The organism is Levilactobacillus tongjiangensis (assembly GCF_003946345.1).
GTDB classification, from domain to species: Bacteria; Bacillota; Bacilli; order Lactobacillales; family Lactobacillaceae; genus Levilactobacillus; species Levilactobacillus tongjiangensis.
Map to the genome: position 1 here is coordinate 1 of NZ_RHNY01000009.1, position 21,235 is coordinate 21,235.

Annotated in this window: 14 protein-coding genes; 7 read left to right on the forward strand and 7 right to left on the reverse strand. The window is 45.9% G+C overall.

Translation table 11 applies throughout. From position 1 onward, the window contains the following. Positions 1 to 440: 440 nt before the first annotated feature. Positions 441 to 1,622 (reverse strand): MFS transporter, encoded by a 1,182-nt coding sequence (locus EKM75_RS06745; RefSeq protein ID WP_125693148.1) that lies wholly within the window; start codon positions 1,620 to 1,622, stop codon positions 441 to 443. Positions 1,623 to 1,866: 244 nt separating this feature from the next. Here EKM75_RS06745 and lysS point away from each other — a divergent pair, with 244 nt between their 5' ends. Next, on the forward strand, positions 1,867 to 3,378 hold the full coding sequence (gene lysS, locus EKM75_RS06750) for a lysine--tRNA ligase (protein WP_125693150.1): 1,512 nt from the start codon (positions 1,867 to 1,869) through the stop codon (positions 3,376 to 3,378). Between the two features lie 20 nt (positions 3,379 to 3,398). Further along, on the forward strand, positions 3,399 to 4,913 hold the full coding sequence (locus EKM75_RS06755) for a UDP-N-acetylmuramoyl-L-alanyl-D-glutamate--2,6-diaminopimelate ligase (protein ID WP_125693152.1): 1,515 nt from the start codon (positions 3,399 to 3,401) through the stop codon (positions 4,911 to 4,913). A 43-nt stretch (positions 4,914 to 4,956) separates the two neighbouring features. On the opposite strand, the gene EKM75_RS06760 is transcribed toward EKM75_RS06755, so the two are convergent. Beyond that, the gene (locus tag EKM75_RS06760) at positions 4,957 to 5,916 is read right to left on the reverse strand and encodes a hypothetical protein (RefSeq protein ID WP_125693154.1); all 960 of its coding nucleotides are present in this window, start codon (positions 5,914 to 5,916) and stop codon (positions 4,957 to 4,959) included. Between the two features lie 162 nt (positions 5,917 to 6,078). On the opposite strand from EKM75_RS06760, the gene EKM75_RS06765 reads away from it, so the two are divergent. Together EKM75_RS06765 and EKM75_RS06770 are read left to right on the forward strand one after the other, a co-directional pair. Continuing rightward, a complete protein-coding gene (locus EKM75_RS06765; RefSeq protein ID WP_125693156.1) occupies positions 6,079 to 7,245 on the forward strand; it encodes a thiolase family protein in 1,167 nt (388 codons plus the stop codon). A 66-nt stretch (positions 7,246 to 7,311) separates the two neighbouring features. Next, entirely contained in the window at positions 7,312 to 7,503 is a 192-nt protein-coding gene (locus EKM75_RS06770) for a hypothetical protein (protein ID WP_125693158.1), read from the forward strand. Between the two features lie 51 nt (positions 7,504 to 7,554). On the opposite strand, the gene addA is transcribed toward EKM75_RS06770, so the two are convergent. After that, complete coding sequence (gene addA, locus EKM75_RS06775) at positions 7,555 to 11,325, reverse strand: helicase-exonuclease AddAB subunit AddA (protein WP_125693160.1); 3,771 nt, start codon at positions 11,323 to 11,325, stop codon at positions 7,555 to 7,557. Continuing rightward, positions 11,309 to 14,914 (reverse strand): PD-(D/E)XK nuclease family protein, encoded by a 3,606-nt coding sequence (locus EKM75_RS06780; protein WP_125693162.1) that lies wholly within the window; start codon positions 14,912 to 14,914, stop codon positions 11,309 to 11,311. The genes addA and EKM75_RS06780 overlap by 17 nt, the downstream gene beginning before the upstream one ends. 176 nt (positions 14,915 to 15,090) lie before the next feature. Here EKM75_RS06780 and EKM75_RS06785 point away from each other — a divergent pair, with 176 nt between their 5' ends. Beyond that, the gene (locus EKM75_RS06785) at positions 15,091 to 16,233 is read left to right on the forward strand and encodes an ArgE/DapE family deacylase (RefSeq protein ID WP_125693164.1); all 1,143 of its coding nucleotides are present in this window, start codon (positions 15,091 to 15,093) and stop codon (positions 16,231 to 16,233) included. Between the two features lie 60 nt (positions 16,234 to 16,293). Here the strand turns inward: EKM75_RS06785 and EKM75_RS06790 are convergent, their stop codons facing one another. The 3 genes from EKM75_RS06790 to EKM75_RS06800 form a co-directional block, all read right to left on the reverse strand. Then, positions 16,294 to 17,310: a polysaccharide deacetylase family protein gene (locus tag EKM75_RS06790; RefSeq protein WP_125693166.1), complete on the reverse strand. Its 1,017-nt coding sequence runs from the start codon at positions 17,308 to 17,310 to the stop codon at positions 16,294 to 16,296. Between the two features lie 128 nt (positions 17,311 to 17,438). Next, positions 17,439 to 17,813: a hypothetical protein gene (locus EKM75_RS06795; RefSeq protein WP_225426673.1), complete on the reverse strand. Its 375-nt coding sequence runs from the start codon at positions 17,811 to 17,813 to the stop codon at positions 17,439 to 17,441. Positions 17,814 to 17,880: 67 nt separating this feature from the next. Further along, positions 17,881 to 18,483, reverse strand: coding sequence for an NAD(P)-binding oxidoreductase (locus EKM75_RS06800; RefSeq protein WP_125693170.1), 603 nt, complete (start codon positions 18,481 to 18,483; stop codon positions 17,881 to 17,883). Between the two features lie 147 nt (positions 18,484 to 18,630). Here EKM75_RS06800 and EKM75_RS06805 point away from each other — a divergent pair, with 147 nt between their 5' ends. Together EKM75_RS06805 and EKM75_RS06810 are read left to right on the forward strand one after the other, a co-directional pair. Continuing rightward, positions 18,631 to 19,614 (forward strand): aldo/keto reductase, encoded by a 984-nt coding sequence (locus tag EKM75_RS06805; protein WP_125693172.1) that lies wholly within the window; start codon positions 18,631 to 18,633, stop codon positions 19,612 to 19,614. 204 nt (positions 19,615 to 19,818) lie between these two features. Further along, the gene (locus EKM75_RS06810) at positions 19,819 to 21,129 is read left to right on the forward strand and encodes an NCS2 family permease (protein WP_125693174.1); all 1,311 of its coding nucleotides are present in this window, start codon (positions 19,819 to 19,821) and stop codon (positions 21,127 to 21,129) included. Positions 21,130 to 21,235: the final 106 nt, after the last annotated feature.

The window sequence follows — 21,235 nt, forward strand, 5'->3', positions numbered from 1 at the left end:
GGGTTTGATACCAAGTATCAAACCGCCCTACACATATTTGGTTTGTCGAAACAATGTTCAGTTTTCAAAGGTCTACCAGTTATCCGCTCTCGCAGATAACTTAATAATCATATCATTCAATCAATATGATGTCAACAGGAAGTTTGATTTAACAACGTTCCTCACTGACCGCCGTCTCAATGAGACAGCTAGAATAATATATCATTTTATCAACACAACTGTCAACAACTAATTTCACTCTTTCAAATTGGTCTAGCTGATGAATCGCCGTGACAACGTATATAACTATACCAACCACAGGTCCCACCGTCAACTAAAATACGTAGAAAATGAAAATTATTTTCAAAGGCGAATACTATCTCTGAAAGCTGTTAAAAAGAGACGGATAAACCGGGTGTTCCCCGTACCGTCTCCCAATAATGGTTCGTCTCGATTTTTACTCAGCCTTCACGTCGACTGATAATCGGCCAAATTCCCACCAAAAAACAAATGGCAATCACACCATCAACCACGGCACACAGGGAAAATAGCAACGAAAAGGACGTAGAGTAGCTAATGACAACACCACCAAGAACCGGCCCTAACGCTTTACCCAAAGAGGAAAAGGCGTTCACCAACCCCTGGTACAAGCCTTCATTACCGACCGTATGTGCATTAATTAACGCTGGGACACCAGGAACATAGACAGCTTCTCCAAAAGTCAGTAGGGTCATTGCGCCAAATAAGACAACTACACTAGATGCACCACTTAATAGAAGAAACGATCCACCAATTGCCACCAGCCCCATCAAAATCTGCCAAGGCACTACCCGCGGATGGTTCACGCGGGCCATTAGCGTTTGAATGACGATCAGTAAGATACCGTTGTAAACCCACAGGTAACTATACAGTTTGATACTAAGTCCTTCATTTTGAATAAATACCGACACATTACTCATCCACTGTGCGTAGGTCACCCACATAAAGATCAAGGTTAATAAAAGAACGCCTAATCCGACTTTCGTTAATTGCTGCTTTATCCGCGGTTGACGGACGGCTGTTTGATCATTTTTTACATCAAACGATAAGGACCGCTGTTCAAATTTTCCCGCACACTTCGCCCACAGAATCAGGGCTAACCCATAGCAACCAATGAGCAGGGCAAAAATTGGACGTAAGCTATGGCGAAACAACAACCCGATACTAGCAGTACCCACCACTAACCCAACATTAATGAAAATATAGAGCAAGTTGAACAAACGGCCATCAGTTCCCAGCTGCGCCGTAATCGCCGTAATTAGAGTCAACATTCCGCCCGTTAGCAAGCCAAAGATGACTAAGACGATTGGATAGGCAATGAGACCATTCCAAATAAAGCCGACTCCCGCATCAATCAATAAAACCGCTAACATGGCTAGTCCAACAAACCGTGCTGAGTAGCGATCCGTTAAGACGCCACCTATGTATCCCCCTAATACGTTACAGCCAGAGTACGCCGCCAGTATCAGACCACTTTGAACCAAATTCAGGTGTAAGTCTCCATGTAAATAGATTGTTGTCAGTGGCCACATCACGCTATACGCCGTGTTTACCAAAAATCCTAAAACCAGTAATGGCCACATTTTTCGCATCACTTTTGCCACGTTACTTTTCCCCTTCTTTCGATTTCTTTCTATAGATATCAGCTTCTTTAAATTCAGTCTATCATGTTTACTAAGTCCCCCAAAAGGCCTGCCAGTCAGAAAGCTACTAAATACCGCAAAAAGAAAGCGCCTTCATGGACCTAACGCGCCGTTGGGACTTGCTTATTCAACAAAAATCAACTAAATTTAAGGGAGGTCTGGATTCATAGAACTTTCGAATCAATACTTTATAGGAGGACACAACATGGGTAACAGCAAGAATAATAATGCCACACCGGCCAATCTAAATGATCAAATGCAGGTTCGTCGGGATAAAATGAATAATCTACAAGAACAGGGCATCGCGCCTTTCGGTCACCGCTTCGATAGAACTGACGACAGTAAGTCGCTCGTTGAAAAGTACGACAAGTATGATAAAGAAGAGTTGATGGAAGACAAACATTATGTTGCTGTTGCGGGTCGGATTACCGGTAAGCGTGGTAGTGGTAAGGCCGGCTTCATCGACTTGCTCGACAGAACTGGTGTCATCCAAGGTTATGCACGACAAGACGAACTTGGTGAAGACAAGTACAGCCTTTACAAGACCCTAGACTTAGGGGACTTTATCGGTGCCAAGGGTTACGTCATCAAGACAAACACTGGTGCTCTCACGCTCCGTTTCACTGACTTTGAATTCTTATCAAAGGCTTTACGGCCATTACCAGATAAGTATCATGGTCTGACTAATCCTGAAACTATCTACCGTCAACGGTACCTTGACTTAATTTCAAACCGTGACAGCTTTGACCGGTTTGTTAAAGTCACTCAAATCAAGCGCGCTATCCGTGAATACTTGGACAGCGAAGGTTACTTAGAAGTCGACACGCCAGTCCTTCAAACTGAAGCTGGTGGTGCTGAAGCCCGGCCATTCGTGACCCACTCCAACGCATTTGACATTCCATTGTACCTCCGGATTGCCACTGAACTTTACCTCAAGCGTTTAATCGTTGGTGGTATGGAAAAAGTTTACGAATTAGGCAAAGACTTCCGGAACGAAGGGACTGACGTCCGTCATAACCCTGAATTTAACATGGTTGAAGTCTATACTGCCTACGCTGATTACACCGATGTCATGGACTTAACAGAAAACATCTTCCGGTTCGTGGCTAACAAGGTTAACGGCTCTGGTCAAATCAGTTACCAAGGTAAAGATATCGACCTCGACAGTGATTTCAAGCGCGTTCATATGGTTGACGCCGTTAAGGACGCCACTGGTATCGACTTCTGGCAACCAATGTCTGATGAAGATGCCCACAAAATTGCCGAAGAAAATGGCATTCATTGTGAACCATACTGGAAGGTTGGTCACATCATCAACGCCTTCTTCGAAGAAAAGGTTCAAGACAACCTGGTCAACCCAACCTTCATCTATGGTCACCCCGTTGAAATCTCACCATTAGCTAAGAAGAACCCTAAGGATGCACGATTCACCGACCGGTTCGAACTTTACATCGATGGTAGTGAATACGGTAACGCCTTTACTGAATTAAACGACCCCGTCGATCAACGTCAACGGTTCGAAGCTCAAGATGCAGAACGGGCAGCCGGTAACGAAGAAGCCCACGGTATCGATAACGATTACGTCGAAGCCATGGAATATGGTATGCCACCTACTGGTGGTTTGGGCATTGGGATCGACCGGATGACGATGTTGTTAACTGATTCAACCTCCATCCGCGACGTCATGCTCTTCCCAACCATGCGGCCTAACGACTAACCACGAAAAGAGGCAATTGAATGAGAGCAAACCAGCTGATCGCGTTACTGCAGGAACATAACTTATTTCGCAGTACCACGCTTAAATCAGACGACGTCGACTTTGCATCGTTAACCTACGATTCCCGCAAGGCCAGCGCCAACGGCCTCTTCGTCTGCAAGGGCTTCAATTTTTCAGTGGATTATCTGCACGCCGCCATTCAAAATGGTGCCAGCGCCTACTTGGCTGAAAAAGACTACCACGTTGACGTTCCCGCGATTCTAGTTAGTGACGTTCGTAAAGCGTTATCGCTCGCGGCTCAGCTATACTTCGGGTTTCCGCAGAATGACCTGTTTGTCATTGGGTATACCGGTACCAAAGGGAAAACGACCTCAACCTACTTTACTAAGAATATTCTTAACCACACCTTCCCCCAACAGGTGGCCATGTTCTCAACCATCAACCACATTCTTGGTCCACGGCCAGAAGATCAGTTTCGCGCTCACCTTACGACGGCCGAATCTTTTGACCTCTTCCACGAGATGCGGCAGGCTGTTGATAACGGACAAAAGGTGCTGGTCATGGAAGTTGCGTCACAAGCTTACCTACTGGACCGCGTGTACGGGTTAAAATTTGATGTTGGGATTTTCCTCAATATTTCTCCTGATCACATTGGGGTCAATGAGCATCCTAACTTCGCTAACTACCTCTTCTGTAAAATGCAGCTCATGCTTAACTCGCGTAACTGCATCATTGACGCAGATATGGATCATTTTGATGAAGTCTACGCCGCAGCGAAGGTCTCGACTGAACCGAACCACATCTTCACTTATGGTTTCAATCAAGAACAGGCTAGTCTGTCCATCACAAGTAGTGAGGCTACTTTGACGGACAGTGAATTTGGACTAACGGCCAATGATGAACGGCTAACTGATTTAGCAACGACGTTCAACGTTTCAGTGCCTGGTGACTTTAACCAGAGCAATGCTACGGCCGCTATTTTGGCTAGTTACTTAGCCGGTGCTCACGTCGCTGATATGCAAAACGGCTTGGCCCACACGACCATTCCCGGTCGGATGGAATTCATCAAGACGCAGCACCACGGAACGGTCTACATTGACTACGCCCATGACTGGGGTAGTATGAACGCCCTTCTGAGTTTCCTACACACCCAATTTCCTGACCATCAGATTATCACCGTGCTTGGTAGTACGGGTGATAAGGGTGAGGATCGACGTGAAGGATTTGCCCAAGCCCTTAATGACTACGCGGACGTTGCCTTCTTAACCACTGACGATCCGGGTCACGAAGATCCCATCGCCATTGCTAAAGAAATCGATAGTCACATTGACCACAATAAGGTGAACGTGACCATCATTGCCCAGCGTGAAGAAGCCATTCAGCACGCCATTGCTACTGCCACTAATAACGATCTCGTCGTTTTAGCTGGTAAGGGACAAGACGCTTATCAAAAAATCAATGGGGTCGACACCCCGTACGCCTCCGATCCCGTCGTTGCCCACGAGGTTATCGACGACTTGGCAGACGAAAAATAAGACCAGAAAAAAAGAGTTTGGAATTTCCAAACTCTTTTTTTGTTTACCGTCGACGCTTACGCCGCCGTTTTTGACTATATTTGATTTGTTTAATATGTTTCTTGTGGGTTAAGTGCCGATCCGTCGCAAATAGTTCCTGACTAGCGGTGGGGTGACGGCGCAAGTAATCCTGCGTAAATGCGTCCACTTTCGTGTGATCATTCGCATCGATACCCTCACGTTGCATCGCCGTAGTCAGTTCTTCAAAGAAACTCTCCAGCTTAGGATCATACATCGTGACTAATGCATCGTGGTGCCCACTAACCCAATCCAGCAACGGCTGACCTTGTGGTAACTTTTTTTGCGTCATTAAGTAACTAAATAAGGTCGTCAAAGCAAATGGCACCAGATTGAACAGCTCTGGCACTCGGTCCTGTTCATCTAGTAAATGCGTAAATGGCCCAAACATGATTTCACTGAGCGTCTTGACGTCCCAGTCCTGAGGTTCTAAGTGCTTCCCCGTAATCATCAATTCAGCCGTCGTATGAACGATCGTCACAAAGTGTTGCAGGTCGTCAGCCTTTAAATTGGCAACATCAGCCTGTTCCACCATGTCCTGAACCCACTGTTCAACCAATGCAACCACATCTTCATAGGCAGCTTGTTCATCAGCCGCTTCGGCGTGTTTCTCGACCAACACAGGCCGAGCGTTCTTTAAGGCCACTTCTAATTCCTTTAAATTAGGAAGTTGTTGCGCCTTAAAATAAGCCGTGAGGACGGGAACCACCGCTACAAAGTAAAGGTGCGGTTGATCAACCAACGTTGGCAAGGCTGCCAATGTTGCTGCAACCTGTTGTGCCGTCCAAGTATCCCCCGCCATATTGACGGTCTCTCGAGCGTGCAAAACATCCTGCAAAATGTTAGCCGCAAACTTTTGCTGGTTAGCTGACAATTGCGCCAATCGTTCTGGCGTCAAAAATTCTGCTGGCGTCAGTGATTTGGCAGTTGACTCTGTTCGTTTCATAACTTCTATTCCCCTATCTTGAAGCCCACCCCTCTATTATAGGAAAAATAATTAAGAAAAAGCAAATCCCTCGTGAACTCCTTACCAAATTCAAGACAAATCCGGTAAAGTTCGTTATATTAGAGTTTCGGAAACCATTTCGTAAAGGAGTAACCAATTAGCATGGCAGATAAAGTAGTAATTGTTAGTGCGGCCCGGACCCCAATCGGCAAATTTGGCCGGATTTTTAACGGAATATCCGCCGTTCAGTTGGGGACCATCGCTGCGAAGGCCGCCATTGAACGTAGCGGCCTCGCACCCGCCATGATTCAGCAAACCATTTTTGGAACAGTATTGCAGGCTGGGCAAGGACAAAATGTCGCCCGTCAGATAGAATTGAACGCTGGTTTACCAGTCACTAGTACCGCCATGACCATTAATCAGGTCTGTGGCTCAAGTCTTAAAGCCATCCGTTTGGGCCAAAGCGCTATCCTGATGGGTGACGCAGACGCTGTCTTAGTAGGTGGAACTGAGAGTATGAGTCACGCCCCATACTTAAACCCTCGGACCCGTTGGGGCAGTAAATATGGTGATGTAACCCTAACAGATAGTCTGGCTAAGGATGGTCTGATGGACGCCTTCAACGACGTTCCCATGGGTATCACCGCCGAAAATGTTGCAGAAAAATATCACGTCAGTCGAGCCGAACAAGATGCCTTTTCCTTAGATTCTCAGAAAAAGGCTACCCGGGCCCAACTTAACGGCCAATTTACGGATGAAATTACACCGGTTCCCGTGGGCGATAAACTCATCACCACCGATGAAGCCGTACGTACCGATACTTCTCTGGAACAACTTGCCGCTCTCAAACCCTCATTCAAGCCTAATGGCACGGTGACTGCTGGAAACTCAGCAGGGCTCAATGATGGGGCAGCTGCCATGATCTTAATGCGTAAATCTGCTGCGGACGCTGCCGGCATCCCCTATTTGGCAACGTTAGCGGGTTATCAAGAAGTTGGTATTGACCCAGCCATCATGGGGTATGCGCCCGTCACCGCTATTCAGCAGGTCCTGACACAAGCCAATTTAACGCTAGCTGATATTGGTCGTTTTGAAATCAACGAAGCCTTTGCCTCGCAATCCGTCGCCATTGCTCGGGACCTACACCTCCCGGCCGAAAGGCTAAACGTCAATGGTGGTTCAATTGCCTTAGGCCACCCGCTGGGTGCTTCAGGAACACGAATTGCCGTTACTTTACTGTACGAACTACTCCACAGTGACAGCAAACGTGGACTAGCCAGCATGTGCGTTGGCGGTGGAATGGGAATTGCCCTCATTATTGAACGCTAGTCTCTGACCGACCCTTAATCTCTGCTATAATGGAGCCACTACACAACCATAAAAGGAGCGAAAATCATGTTGACCAGTGATTTTGACGTAAAACTAAAATTAATCATTTTATTCACCGCGGGCCTAGTGGCTTTAGCAGTTATTCTGGGTTATCTCTGGCATCGTAACCATCAGTATTATCAAGGATTCACTGGTCTACTTGGTGTGATTGTCGTTCAGCTGTTCGTTCTGACATCGCTATTATTAATTCACCAATAAAAAATGAGGTTGTATCGTTCTAAACGGTATAACCTCATTTTTGTATCATCATTACTTTTGAATCTCTTGCTTAGGCACCGCAACCAACTGCCCAGCAGTAAGCAAATACAAATACTGGGCAATAATTGGCTGCTGCGTCATTTGTTGTAACGCCTCGGCGTACAGATTAACCTGGCCACCATACCGTTCAATCAATTTAGCCTCACTCTGCGCTAAATTACGCGAATTAACATGATCGGTCTTGTAGTCAAACAGAATAATCCCCTCTGACGTCCTTAAGTAACCATCCACAATCCCATGGACTAACACTTGGGAATCAGCTTCCTGAAAATCCTTAAAAAGGCTCTGAGCTGGCATCAATAATGAGAATGGCACCTCACGCTGCAAATCCTCTGGGTTAGCTAAAATCTGTTGGCCCAGGTTACTTTGGAAAAATTGTAAAATTGCAGTAATTTGTATCCGTTCAGCCACTTCGCTGGTCAAGATACCATCTGTAACCAATCCATCAATAACTGACTGAATGCTATCATTCGTTGGTTCCGTTGACACGGATATCTGCTGTAACACTAAGTGGGTTGCCGTCCCAATTTCAGTTGCCAACGGCTCTCGCACAGTCTGTAGAAATTCCGGTCGCGCAAAATCATGTGTAACAAATCGATTTCCCGCTTGACCGTGCGTACCAGGCTGATATTCGCCAATTGACGCGTTATCAGGATCTTCAAACAGCCGCTTAGCTTCAGAAACTGATTGATACGCTGTTGTTACTGTAGCCGTCTGATGCGGATACTGAAAATCCATAATATGCTTAACTTGCGCACTATCAACTGTATCAGAAACAGTCTCGGCCGACTTAGCGGTCTGCGTCAACCAATCAACTGCCGCTTCGTTAACCTGCTGTGCCGGCTCAACATCGGCGGCCGTGGCAAAGTGCACCTTGAACTTAGCTGGATCACCAGCTAAACCACCGAAAGTCGTTGAACCCTGACGTAAGGTCTCATCGAATTGTGGATCACGCACTAAACACATACCGATCCAGTCCAAATAGTTAGCTAAGGTGTTCTTTTCACGCAAGGTAGCGTTTAACACCAGATCTGGACTTTGATAAGCCTGTTCCCAAGCTGAAATGGCCTCGGCTTCGCTCTTATGGGAACCAACAATATAAATCCGTGATTCAGCCCGGGTCAACGCCACGTAAAGTTTCCGCATTTCCTCAGCCAGGCTAGCCCGTGAAATGGCTTGTGCCGTGACTAATTTTTGCAGGCTGGGAGCCTTGATCCGACTTTCAGGGTTCAAATAGTCGATACCAATTCCCGACTTCCCACCCATCACATAATTTCCCTGCTGGTCTTGCCGATTAAACTGGCGAGAAGCATCCATGATAAACACCACGGGAAACTCAAGCCCTTTACTCCCATGAATCGTCATCACTGACACAGCATCTTCTGCTGACTGAACTGGCGCCCCAGCCAGATCCGCATCTCGTTCTTGTAACTTTTCTACAAACCGTACAAATTGAAAAAGGCTCTTGAAACTACTCTTCTCATAACTCTGGGCCCGTTCATACAAAGCGTGCAAGTTGGCTTGTCGTTGTTCCCCTGCAGGCATCCCACCAACGTAGTCTAAGAACCCAGTCTCCTGATAAATTCGCCAAATCAACGTCACCAATTCATTTTGCTGAGCAATGTCACGGAAGGTTTGCAACTGCTCTAAGAAATGACTGACTTTATCATAAACCGTCTGCTGGAAATCACTGGCGCTACCCGCCGCAAAAGTCCGTTGGAAATGCTGAACAGCTTGGAAATAATCTCCCGTTCGCTGATTGATTCGTAGCAATGCCAGTTCATTTTCATTCAAGCCCACGATTGGTGACCGCAAAACGGCAGCCAAAGGAATATCCTGATACGGATTATCAATTACCCGGAGTAGTGCCATCATAATTTGAATTTCCGTTGTCTTAAAGTAGTTCTGTGCGTCGTTAACAACTACTGGAATACCCAACCGTCGCAGTTCATCGGTAATAATCAAGTTGTTGGTCCGCGTTGGCGTCAACAACGTAATATCCTTATACGTTATCGGTCGTACCTGCTTGGCATCACGATCGTAAATAGGTGTCTTATCGGCAATTAATTGCTGAATCTGTTTACCAACGAGTAACACTTCACCCTGATGCTTATTATCCACCTGGAAAGTAGCATCCATGGCTTCTCCATCATTACTTTGAGAATCATTATTCCCCTCAGTCAGGTAAACTAGCAGTTCCGCAGTACTTTCAACTTTCTCGGGATAGTACGTTGCCCCAAATTTCAACTGCGCCGACCCTGTATAAGCAATTTCTCCCAGCTCTCGGTCCATCAATTGCTTGAAAATCAAGTTGGTAAAATCATCCACGTTTTTCATCGAACGAAAGTTTTCAGCCAAGACAATCAACTCACCAGCTTGACTGTCCGCTTGATAGCAATCCGTCTTGCCCATGAATAAAGTGGGATCTGCTTGTCGAAATCGATAAATTGACTGCTTAACGTCACCCACCATAAAAAGATTACCAGTCGGTGCCGGTTGAGCAATCGCCGTTAAAATAGCCTCTTGCAGGCTGTTGGTATCTTGATACTCATCCACCATGATTTCAGCATATTGGTCTTGTAATTGTTGCGCTACCTGGTGTGATTGCGCGGTATCTTGCGTCAGAATTTCCAAGGCTGCATGCTCAATATCCGCAAAATCTAAAACGTGGCGTCGTTGTTTCTCTTGACGATAGGCTTGCCGGAAGTCTGTGACGACTTTGCCAAGTTCAGTAACGAGTTCTCCGGCTGCCGCAATAGTCGACATAGCTTGCGCTTCATCCTGAATCAAATACGTCTTCTTCAGCGTCTCTAATTGCTTTTTGGCTGGATCATAATAGGTCGTCTTAAGTTCGTTGTAAACGGGATAATCCTCATTTGCCTTGCGAATACTAGGAATACGCCCCCATGGGAAGTTCTGAATGGCTGCTCGCAACGCATTCCAACTCCCATCACTGGCTAACTCGATTACTTCTTGCATGCTGCCTAAAACAGTTGTTAAATGTTCCGCTTGCTTGGTTAAGCCAGCTTGATCAGCTAGCTGATAGGCACTCGTCAAATCTGCCTGAATCTGTTTCAACTGTTCCATGAACAGGGGCTGCAAATGTTCACGGTAAAAGGTGGTCCCCGTCAGTTGCTCACTATCCAGCTGATACGGCGTGGCTAAATTAGCCAGCCAGTCTTCGGGATGGGGAGTCGCATTGGCAAACGTATAGGTTTGTTGAACCAGTTCTGCCAATCCATCATCACTACGATCTCCAGAAAAGTTCTCCGTTAAACGTGCAAATAGTCCGGTCTCGTCATCCGCATATAACTGTTCACGTAGGTCCGACCAAACTTCGTCCCGCATTAGCGCGTTCTCAGTTTCATCCGCTAATAACCGAAACACGGGGTCTTGATCAATTACGTAGTAATAATGCTGCAGGATTCGCAAACAGAATGCATCCAACGTACTAATATCTGCTACTGGCAATTGATTTAACTGACGTAAATAGAATTGCTGTTGTTCAGCATTCCCTTGATTAGCAGCCAACTCTTGCCGTAATGCCGTCTGAATACGATCCCGCATTTCTGCAGCTGCGGCTTTAGTAAACGTCACGATTAAGATTTCATCAATACCCGTGCCTGACTTTAATCGTTCAATAACGCGTTGAACCAGTACCCGCGTTTTACCAGAACCCGCAGAGGCTGATACAAGTAAATTGTTCCCGGTCTGGTGAATTGCCTGGTCCTGACTGGGAGTGAAATTAAATTTTGCGCTCATCTGGGTCCTCCTGTTCTTGTTCTTCTTTGATCCGAGCAATAACCTCGTCCTTCTTCAGAGAGGTCAATTCACGGTAATTATTTTCCTTTAACAAAGGATCAAATTGCATGATCGACTTATATGGTGAAAACTGTAAGGCAGTTCGATTCTGCTCTCGAAATGGTGCCAAATCAACGTGCCCATCAAAAATCTGATTAGCAGCGCGTTTAATCAAACGTTCGGTATGACCAAGTAAGAGGTCCAATTCAGCTGGGTTAACTAGCATCTTGCCATATGACGTGATGCCCCCATCTTTCTTGCGTCGTAATCCTTGGAATAAAAGTGAACTCCCGGTGTAATCTGTCTCACTAAATAACGTATCAATGTTCGTTAAAAGGTCGGGATCGTCTAACAATAGTCCCTGATAGCGTTCTTCTTTTAATAACGCTACTAAGGGATCCTCATCTAAAACATCAGCAGCTTTCAGAACCGGATTTTGTAAGTGTAAGTAGACGGCACCCGCTAGCTCGGCCACTTGTTCATCATCATTCAGTAAATCTGGCATATTCTTTTTGACAGCATCTAGGTACGTCAACATTTGCATGGCTTGACCATAATAAGCATCCTGATAGCTAAATTTATGCTCAGAACTCTTATAATCTACAATTCCCAAGAACGTTTTGTCATTAACTTCCAACGCATCCAACCGGTCAATCCGCCCACGGACCGACACCTGACGCCGTTTACCCAAGTCAAACGATAATGGCTTTAGTCCCCGTTCATCCCCCAGTCCAAACTGCACTTCCGTTCTTTGTGGTCGTAGCTTGGTTCGCGTGCTCTGTTCATGCAGTGTCCGTGCCATCTGACGCATCGTCTTAATCAGCTGCTGGCGGATATAACCCATACGATGGGAACTTTCGAGAATGGCAAACTGCGGATTCTCTGACGTGTCTAATACCTGAGCGATAACTTCATCGGTCAACTCGTGTAGCTGTTGCGCGTCCAGACTAGCTAAGTCTAAATGTTGCTGTTTAACTAGCTTCATTAGCCCATCTAAGGTCGCATGGAAGAATTCCCCGGTACTTGCCGGTGAAAGTTCAAAAACGTCTCTCTCCTGTAGTTTTAGCCCGTATTTAAGGAAGTAGGCGTATGGGTTGGCGTAGTATTCCTCCAACTTTGAAATTGAGGTACTAATTTTCTGCCCATATAAGTGGGTCACAATATCAGGCGTCAATTGCGTTGGCACATTGCGATAGCTTAAGCTACCTAGCAATTTCGTCGTGAGATCACCATAGTTTCGGTCCGCCCGAAGTAACCGTAACACGTACAACCACGGCTTGGATAAGGGCTCCTCACGTAGTTGACTATCCCGGCTCGCTTGAACCAGATGGCGTAGTGTACTTCGGCGTGTCCCAACAAACGGTAAAATTGCTGTTTCATCAGCACTAGGTGTTGCCACCGCCTTGATAATCGGCAAGTTGAAGTAGTCCTTAATCCGGGCTACATAGGGGGAAATTTCCAACCCATTCCGATCACCATCACTATTCACTGGGTAACTAAAAATCAATTGCTCACTGCCGCTCAGAAAGGCCAGATAGTTAAGATATGGCTCACCCGCTAACTGCGTAGCTGCATCATCTCGCAGATAACTCGACTCATCAATGGATTGCAGCTGTGTACTTAAGTCTTGGCGATCGTTATCAGCCAACAGTGTCGTTGGAACTTGGTCGTCAGGCATCGCATCGGCAGTGGCTCCCATCAAAAAAGTAATTTTGCGATTATTTGCTTGAACAATCCCACTTTCTGAAATGGTCACTTGGTCTAACGTTGAAGGAATTTGACTAAACTTAGCACCAGCAAATCCTGCTTGTAGTAAGGTTTGAAAATCTGTTTGACTAAAAACTAAATCACCAATAATACTGTGACATTCGTCTAGCATCTGACAGAAGGTCGCCCACGTTTGCTCTGGTTGACCGGCCCGAACCAAGTCTCCTGCTTCAATCGCCTGATCCCGCCAAGCCATCAAACGTTGACTTACACCAGCACCATCCAAAAATTGGTACAAAATTGCCGCCGCATCCGTATAGGTCTTCGCTGCCTTTAATCGTGCAAAAAATGGCGGTAAGGTCTGTTTTACAAAGTGACGAATCTGATTGACCTGCGCCGTTACCTGGTCATCCTGCGTTGTTTGAACACCCACATCCCCACTAGTAAAACGGTGAAAGACCCAATCTTTTTCTTGTGTCCATCGATGTTGTCCTTCATAACCATTCTTCAAAACCATGTTTTCCGTAAGTGCCAGCGCCTGACGATAATCCGTTAGTGACATAGGCTCACCTGCATCATCTTTGGGTAGCAGAAGTTCTGATTTTAAAACCCGGAACACGTCCGCATACCGATAGTTACGCCGTTGAACATCAAACAAAGCATTAATTAACTCCACAAAGGGATGATCAGCCATCTGCACATCGGCATCATCAAAATAAGGAATTTCTTGTGCACGAAAGACTGGATCAATCACCGTCTGATATGTATCTAAATGCCGAGCGAGCACCAAGAAGTCTTGATAGCGATACTTCCCAGTTGCGACCAACTGACGAATCTGAGTTGCCACTCGGGACACTTCAACGTAGCGATTATCTGCCTGCACGATTTGAATATCGGTTGGCTGGGTCGTGGGTTTATCAGGTGCCGGTGACAGGGTATTACTAGCCTGCCAGTACGCATCTAAAGCACCTAAATCAGCTGAGACCCGTGACACTTTAGCGCGTTCGTCGACCAATACTGGTACATGATTGGTCTGCGCCACCGTATACAGCTGATGATAAAGCTTAGCAGATTGAAAAAAAAGATCTGTCGTATCTGGTAACGCCTGTGGGTAACCCTTATTTAAGTTCAAGGCTACCGTAACACTAGCTGACCGCTGAATCAGAACGGCGGCCAACCGACGTTCTTGGGCACTTAATTGTGAGAATCCTTCTAAATAAAAATGTGCGTGGCTTAAATCGATTTTCGTTTCTAAATAGTCTGCCAATTGATTCAGCAGGTCCGTATTTTCAACATATTTGCCAAGCATCTTCGTTTCAAAGGCTTCGTAAATTACCATTAAATCATGTAGTTTAGCCTGTAAATCCGCATTCTTGGTTGAAAGCTGATCAATGGCGCTCATTAAATCAGCAGCCGTCACCTGACCAACTTTAAATTCAGATAATTGGGTGGTCAGTTGGCTGATGAATCCCGGCCGGTCGACCTCTCCCCGAAAAATAGTTAAGTCATCAGCATGCTCTTGAATAATTTGATAAATCAACATATTCAGACCCGCTGCGGAGATCCGTGGCAATTGATAAACGGGTTCGTTCTTCATAAAAAACCAAGCCAACCGGGTAAACGAAAACACTTGTACTTGCGTCTGTGCAAATAAGCGTTGCTCAGGAGCTATCCGCTGTTTCAAAGCAGTTAAAACATCTACTTCAGTCTCAAACTTGATATGGTTAGGAACCAAGTAATAATAAGACTCTTCTGGATGCGTCGTTACTTGCTGAGCCAAGGTGGTCACCATCGGCTCGCGGTGATTCAATCCCGCACTCCCTAAAATAAATTGTAAACTCATCAGCAACCTCCTTGGACACTTTGCTATTGATTATAGTTTAGCATATCTTTCACCAAAAGCGAACGGATGTTCGTTTTCTTTACACTGACTTTACAAATTATTTCAGCCACGCAACGCAAACCGTGATAAACTAGGACTTAACATTAAAAAACGATGAGAAAGCGGGTTAGTATTTTATGGAAGATAGTGAAAAAATTCAGATTCTACAGCATCTTGTTCAAATTAATTCCGTCAACGGCAACGAAGGTGAAGTTGCCGCCTATATCAAGCAACTCTTAGCCAAACACAATATTTCTGCTAAAATTATTCCTTACGCAGATGGACGCGACAACATTGTCGCTGAAATCGGTAACCCAGATAGTAAGACCGTCTTCGCTCTAGCTGGTCACTTAGACACCGTCGCAACTGGCGACCTAACGGACTGGAAATTCGACCCATTCGCAGCACACATTGCCGACAATCAACTATACGGCCGTGGTGCCGCCGATATGAAGAGCGGCCTAGCCGCAATGATTATCACAATGATTAACTTAGCTGACCAAAAGGTTCCCTTAAATGGCCGGCTACGCCTCATTGGTACCGTTGGTGAAGAAAACGGTGCAATGGGATCGCGGATGCTAACCGAACAAGGCTACGCTGATGATCTCAGCGCAATGGTTATTGGTGAGCCCACTGGTGGTAATCTAGTCTATGCCCATAACGGCTCCCTCAACTATCACGTTTATTCACATGGACTAGGCGTCCACAGCTCTATGCCAGAGAAGGGAATCAATGCTATCACTAATTTAGTTAAATACGTGACGGCTGAGGCAACCGCATTCGATGACGCACCTGTCAGCCCAGAACTCGGTCCACTGGTCCACAGTGTCACCGTCTTCAATGGTGGTGAGCAGGTTAATAGCATCCCCGCCAAAGCCGAAATTCAAGGAAACATTCGCCCAATTCCGGAATTTGATAATGCCGCTGTTATTAAACGGTTAAATGCCATCGTTGACCATCTCAATCAGGAAAAACAAGAAGACCTGAAGTTACACGTCGACTATAGCTTCAAACCAATCATCAGTGCGCAAGATTCTCCCCTCGTTCAATTGACGAAACAAATTGCCGACACTGAATTTACACAACCAATTAAACTTCAGGTCATCCACGGCGCCACCGATGCCTCCGAATTCACCAAATCAGCCAACCAATTCCCCGTTATCGTTTATGGTGCCGGTCAATGGTCCGATGCTCACGCACTCAACGAATCCGTAGACCTCGATCTATTCATCCACGTTCAACATGTTTATCAGCAGCTTGTTCAAAAATATCTAAGTTAGTCTCAAAAAAAACGATGAGCTTACGGCTATGACCGAAGAGCTCATCGTTTTTATCTGCTTTTATTTACCAGCGCGACGATAATCATGGGCACCAAAGTACTGTAACCCTGGTAGCGCTTGACTATTCAGTAACTGACTAACAGTCACCAGGTGATACCCCTTAGCCTTTAAACGCTTAATAATCGTTGGTACGGCCGCAACGGACTGTGCATGAATATCATGCATCAGTACAATGTCGCCACCACGAGTGTCACGCATAATTTCATTAATATCCTTCTGAGTATTCAAGTAAGCCCAGTCACGAGAATCCACTGACCACCGAATAATTGGCTGCTCAATGGCCCGTCCCTCAGCAGCCGTAATGTTGCCATATGGCGGCCGGACGTACTGTGGTAAGGTCCCGGTAGCTTGATAAATGGCGCGATTCGTACGTGTAATTTGATCAAAGGTCTTCGACGTACCAATGCTGTCAAAATCAGGATGGTTCCAAGAATGATTTCCCAGTTCATTACCACCGGCTAAGACTGCCCGTGAAATTTTTGGATAGCGACTAACACTCTGCCCCACTTCAAAGAACGTCGCATGGACGTGATACTTCTTCAAAGTTTTCAATAGGCGCGGCGTTAACGTTGGATCTGGCCCATCATCAAAAGTTAATGCGACCATTTTATTCGTCTTAACCGTGTGCGTTCTGTTAGCCTTGGGTAAGTATTTATTCAGGATCTTGCCTTTTAGCTGTGCGTAAGGAATCGTAATCTGCTTAACCTTAAAGCTATTAGCCAATAGATTCATCCGAAGCCCTGCCGGTGTTAATGTTGCTTTCTTGGCCATGTTTTTCGGTAATTTCACCTGATAAACTGCTTTGACCCGACTTCCTTTAGCCTTCTTCTGTTTCAAAATCTGTTGCCGCGCAGCTTGCCGAATGGCAGCCAACCGGTGCGGGTTCTTGTTCGTCAACTGACTGAACGTAACGGTCCGATTAGCGCCCTTGGCTTGTGCCCCTGTCGGATTCATCCCCACAATTAAGACAGCGACCGCTACCACAACGCTTGCAAACAACCATTTTGCTCGCTTCATCTTCATCCCTCCTCAAAAAGTGACTCCCCTGTGTCTACCTTTAGTTTACCAGTTGTCCAGTAACCAGCCCTACAAAACGTCTTATAAATTCCCCGATAAAAAAAGTAGCCTAACAGATGTTAGACTACCTAATCGTCGGCGCTGTCAGGTGGATTGACCGCCTGATGGTTTTCCTTCAAAACTTCATTCGTGTAGTATTCCAGATCAGCTAAAACAGCCGTATCATCACCTTGTTGTGCTGCCATATTTTCGGCAACCGCCCAACGAGCCAATGCATCCGTAATTGGAACAATATCTTGGATGATGGTCATATCAGAATCTTCCTGATGTTGATCTTCAATCGACTGAAAACTTTCGATATCTGTGATTAATCGCAGGGCCTTTCCCGTTTGTTTTTCAACGGATTGAAAAATAACAAAGTGGGCACGCTGATTAGCTTCATCCATTCGCTCACGAATTGCTTGTAACTGCTCATCATCAATATTTAATGCCAATGCATTCACCCCACTACAGCCATTTTAACAAATAATTCATATAATGACGTAACATTTCGTTAGGTTTCATGAAACGTTAGCAAATTGCTAATGATTGATAGTCGTAGCCACCTGCTTGTAAAATCGTAACTGCCACCGTCGCAACTGTTTCACGTGAAACAGTTCCCGCTGGTACTGCTGTCCCTTCTGGAATTATCTGAGGTGCCGTAGCCGGCCCATCCATCAGGGTTACCGGCCGCAGAATAGTGTAAGGAAATTCTGCCTCATCGACTAATTTAGCAGCGTACCGCTGCTGATTCAAATACTCTTTGACATCTTTAATACCAGGATACTGGCTGGCTCCACTCACTTCCTGATCCACACCAGCGGTACTCAACATCACGAACCGCGTTAATGCTAGTTGATTGTGATATTGCGCATCAAATAATGCCTCAAAGGCTAAATCAACATCCATGCCTTCCAACGCAGAAAAAATGATTGGCTTATCTTGTAACGCAGCTAGGTAAGTCGCTTCTTTCGTTAAGTCGCCCGTCAACTCAACAACTTGCTTCGCTAAATCCTGGGGTAGCGTGTCATCAACTGCATGTAATACTCGCACGGTCGACTCCTTAGCTTGAGCCAATTGTCGTGCTACGGATTGCCCCAGTGAACTTGCACCCACAATCAAATAAGTTGTCATATCATCCGCTCCTTTTTCCTTGCCTTCTAGTGTACCAGAAACCATCTCACCTGAGGAACTTCTGGATAAAGTGATTTTGAAATCCAATCAATTTGGGTATAATGGGTGTGTATTGAATCCGGTTTCATCACTATTAGGAGGTAAACTATGACACATAATATGGTAACTATTGGCAAGACTGACGTTCAAACCACGCCCTTGGGACTTGGTACCAATGCGGTCGGTGGTTATAACCTCTTTCCTGACCTCAAAGATGAGGATGGTATCGACCTAGTCCAGGCCGGCTTGAATCAAGGCATCAAGCTCTTGGATACGGCCTTCGTTTATGGCTTAGGCCATTCGGAAGAGCTGGTCGGCCAAGCAATGCACACCTTCGATCGTCACAGTTTTACCTTAGCGACCAAAGGCGCCCAAGATTTTTCATCTGGCGAGCAAGTCATCAACAATGATCCTCAGTTTTTAACTGAGCAAGTCGAAGCTAGTCTAAAACGGCTTAACACCGATTATCTTGATATCTATTACATTCACTTTCCTGATAAGCAAACCCCTAAAGCAGAAGCTGTTGGTGCTCTACAGCGATTACGTGAGCAAGGAAAAATCCGGGCAATTGGGGTCTCTAACTTCAGCCTAAAGCAAGTTAAGGAAGCCAATGCTGATGGCTACCTAGACGTGGTTGAAGATGAATTTAGTCTCTTACATCGGGACCACGAAACCGACCTGTTACCTTACCTGAAGGATCATCAAATCAGCTTCGTCCCCTACTTCCCACTCGCTTCAGGACTACTGACAGGTAAGTACAATCACGACGTTAGTTTTCCCGCTGATGATATTCGTAGCCAAATTAGCGATTTCCAGGACCCCCGCTACAGTCAAGCTTTAGCAGCTATCGAAAAGATTCGACCAATTGCAAAAGCTCACCAAGCAACGATAGCTCAGACTGTCCTGGCCTGGTACATGCAAAATCCACTGATTGGCGTCGTTATCCCTGGCGCCAAAAAGGCCGCTCAAGTTGAAGCCAATGCCGGCGCCTTAGATGTGACACTGGGCACTGCTGAATACCGGACGATTGACGAAGCCTTCGCTGGTTTCCGAACTGTCACGAGTGGTAAATCGCTAGCCGATCCAGATTAATTGACTATTCCTAAGAGCCAGAGCAAGTGCCCTGACTCTTTTTATTTATCCGAACGATTATTTTACAAATTTAATTGTAATTCGTGATTGTATTCTATTCATAAAAATGATATGCTCTTTAAGTAGTGATTTAGCATTTATATCCGAACATTCCTTTAAAACGTTCGGGTTTTCATAAATAAATTATTTTAAGGAGCCTCATTTATGCAACGTATTGCGAACTTTTTCCATTTTGATGAATTAGGAACCAGCTTCCGGACTGAAATGTTGGCCGGTCTCACAACTTTCGTATCCATGGCCTACATTTTGTTTGTAAATCCCCAAGTATTAGGTGCTTCCGGGATCAGTCAAGGGGCCGTCTTCACGGCAACCGCTTTCGCCTCAGCGTTAGGTTGTTTCCTGATGGGCTTACTAGCTAACTACCCCATTGCAATTTCCGCCAGTTTAGGAATCAACGCCTTCTTTGCCTATTCAGTTGTCATTGGTATGAAGGTTCCTTGGGAAACCGCACTAGCTGGTGTCTTTGTGGCTTCAATTCTCTTCATGATTTTAACCGCATTTAAGATTCGCGAAATGGTCGTTGACGCAATTCCTCGTGATTTAAAGATGGCCATTAGCGCCGGGATCGGATTATTCATCGCCTTTATCGGCTTGAGTCAAGGTGGTCTGATTGTTGCTGATAAATCAACGGTTGTCACGCTCGGTTCTCTGCAAGTCGGGAGTACCTGGCTGACTATCTTTGGATTGATTGTCACCATGATTCTCATGAGTGCCCGGGTTCCTGGGGCTATCTTTATTGGGATGGTTGCTAACTCTGTCTTGGGTCTGGCCACTGGATTAATTCCTATGCCCCATCACATCGTTTCAGCAATTCCTAGTATCAGTTCCACTTTCATGGTTGGGTTAACCCATGTGGGAAGTATTAACTCCCTGCAACTAGTCGTCGTTGTTTTAACGTTCCTACTCGTTACTTTCTTTGACACTACCGGGACATTGGTTGGGTTAGCCGAACAAGCTGGTCTGGTCAAGAACAACAAGCTTCCTCGTATCGGTAAAGCCTTGATGGCTGACTCCAGCACAATGGTTGTCGGCTCACTGTTGGGAACCTCGCCAATGGGGGCCTTCGTTGAATCCTCAGCTGGTATCGCCGTTGGTGGTCGAACTGGTTTCACCGCTATCGTTACGGGTATTCTCTTCATCTTTGGTGCCTTCTTCTCCCCTCTGTTGGCGGTTGTCACGAACCAAGTTACTGCTCCTGCTCTGATTATCGTTGGGGTACTCATGGCCCAATCCCTGAAGAACATCCATTGGGAAAAATTCGAAGTCGCTGCGCCCGCCTTTCTGATTGTCCTGGGCATGCCTCTGACTTACAGTATTTCAGATGGAATTGCCTTGGGCTTCATCACATATCCTTTAACGATGCTTGCTGCTAAGCGCGGTAAGGATGTGGGACCTATGATGTACGGCCTAGCCGTCGTCTTCGTCCTCTTCTTGTGGATCTTGAATGCCGGATAATAAATGACTATAAGAAAGGGCGTCGCCAGTTAATTCTGACGACGCCCTTTCTTATACAGCACAAACAAGACTGCTGAAGCCACTTTTTCAACTGCGATAATGATTA

Coding starts and splice junctions, on each gene's coding strand:
- lysS (WP_125693150.1), top strand. CDS start 1,867: ATGGGTAACAGCAAGAATAATAATGCCACACCGGCCAATCTAAATGAT.
- EKM75_RS06755 (WP_125693152.1), top strand. CDS start 3,399: ATGAGAGCAAACCAGCTGATCGCGTTACTGCAGGAACATAACTTATTT.
- EKM75_RS06760 (WP_125693154.1), bottom strand. CDS start 5,916: ATGAAACGAACAGAGTCAACTGCCAAATCACTGACGCCAGCAGAATTT.
- EKM75_RS06765 (WP_125693156.1), top strand. CDS start 6,079: ATGGCAGATAAAGTAGTAATTGTTAGTGCGGCCCGGACCCCAATCGGC.
- EKM75_RS06770 (WP_125693158.1), top strand. CDS start 7,312: ATGTTGACCAGTGATTTTGACGTAAAACTAAAATTAATCATTTTATTC.
- addA (WP_125693160.1), bottom strand. CDS start 11,325: ATGAGCGCAAAATTTAATTTCACTCCCAGTCAGGACCAGGCAATTCAC.
- EKM75_RS06780 (WP_125693162.1), bottom strand. CDS start 14,914: ATGAGTTTACAATTTATTTTAGGGAGTGCGGGATTGAATCACCGCGAG.
- EKM75_RS06785 (WP_125693164.1), top strand. CDS start 15,091: ATGGAAGATAGTGAAAAAATTCAGATTCTACAGCATCTTGTTCAAATT.
- EKM75_RS06790 (WP_125693166.1), bottom strand. CDS start 17,310: ATGAAGCGAGCAAAATGGTTGTTTGCAAGCGTTGTGGTAGCGGTCGCT.
- EKM75_RS06800 (WP_125693170.1), bottom strand. CDS start 18,483: ATGACAACTTATTTGATTGTGGGTGCAAGTTCACTGGGGCAATCCGTA.
- EKM75_RS06805 (WP_125693172.1), top strand. CDS start 18,631: ATGACACATAATATGGTAACTATTGGCAAGACTGACGTTCAAACCACG.
- EKM75_RS06810 (WP_125693174.1), top strand. CDS start 19,819: ATGCAACGTATTGCGAACTTTTTCCATTTTGATGAATTAGGAACCAGC.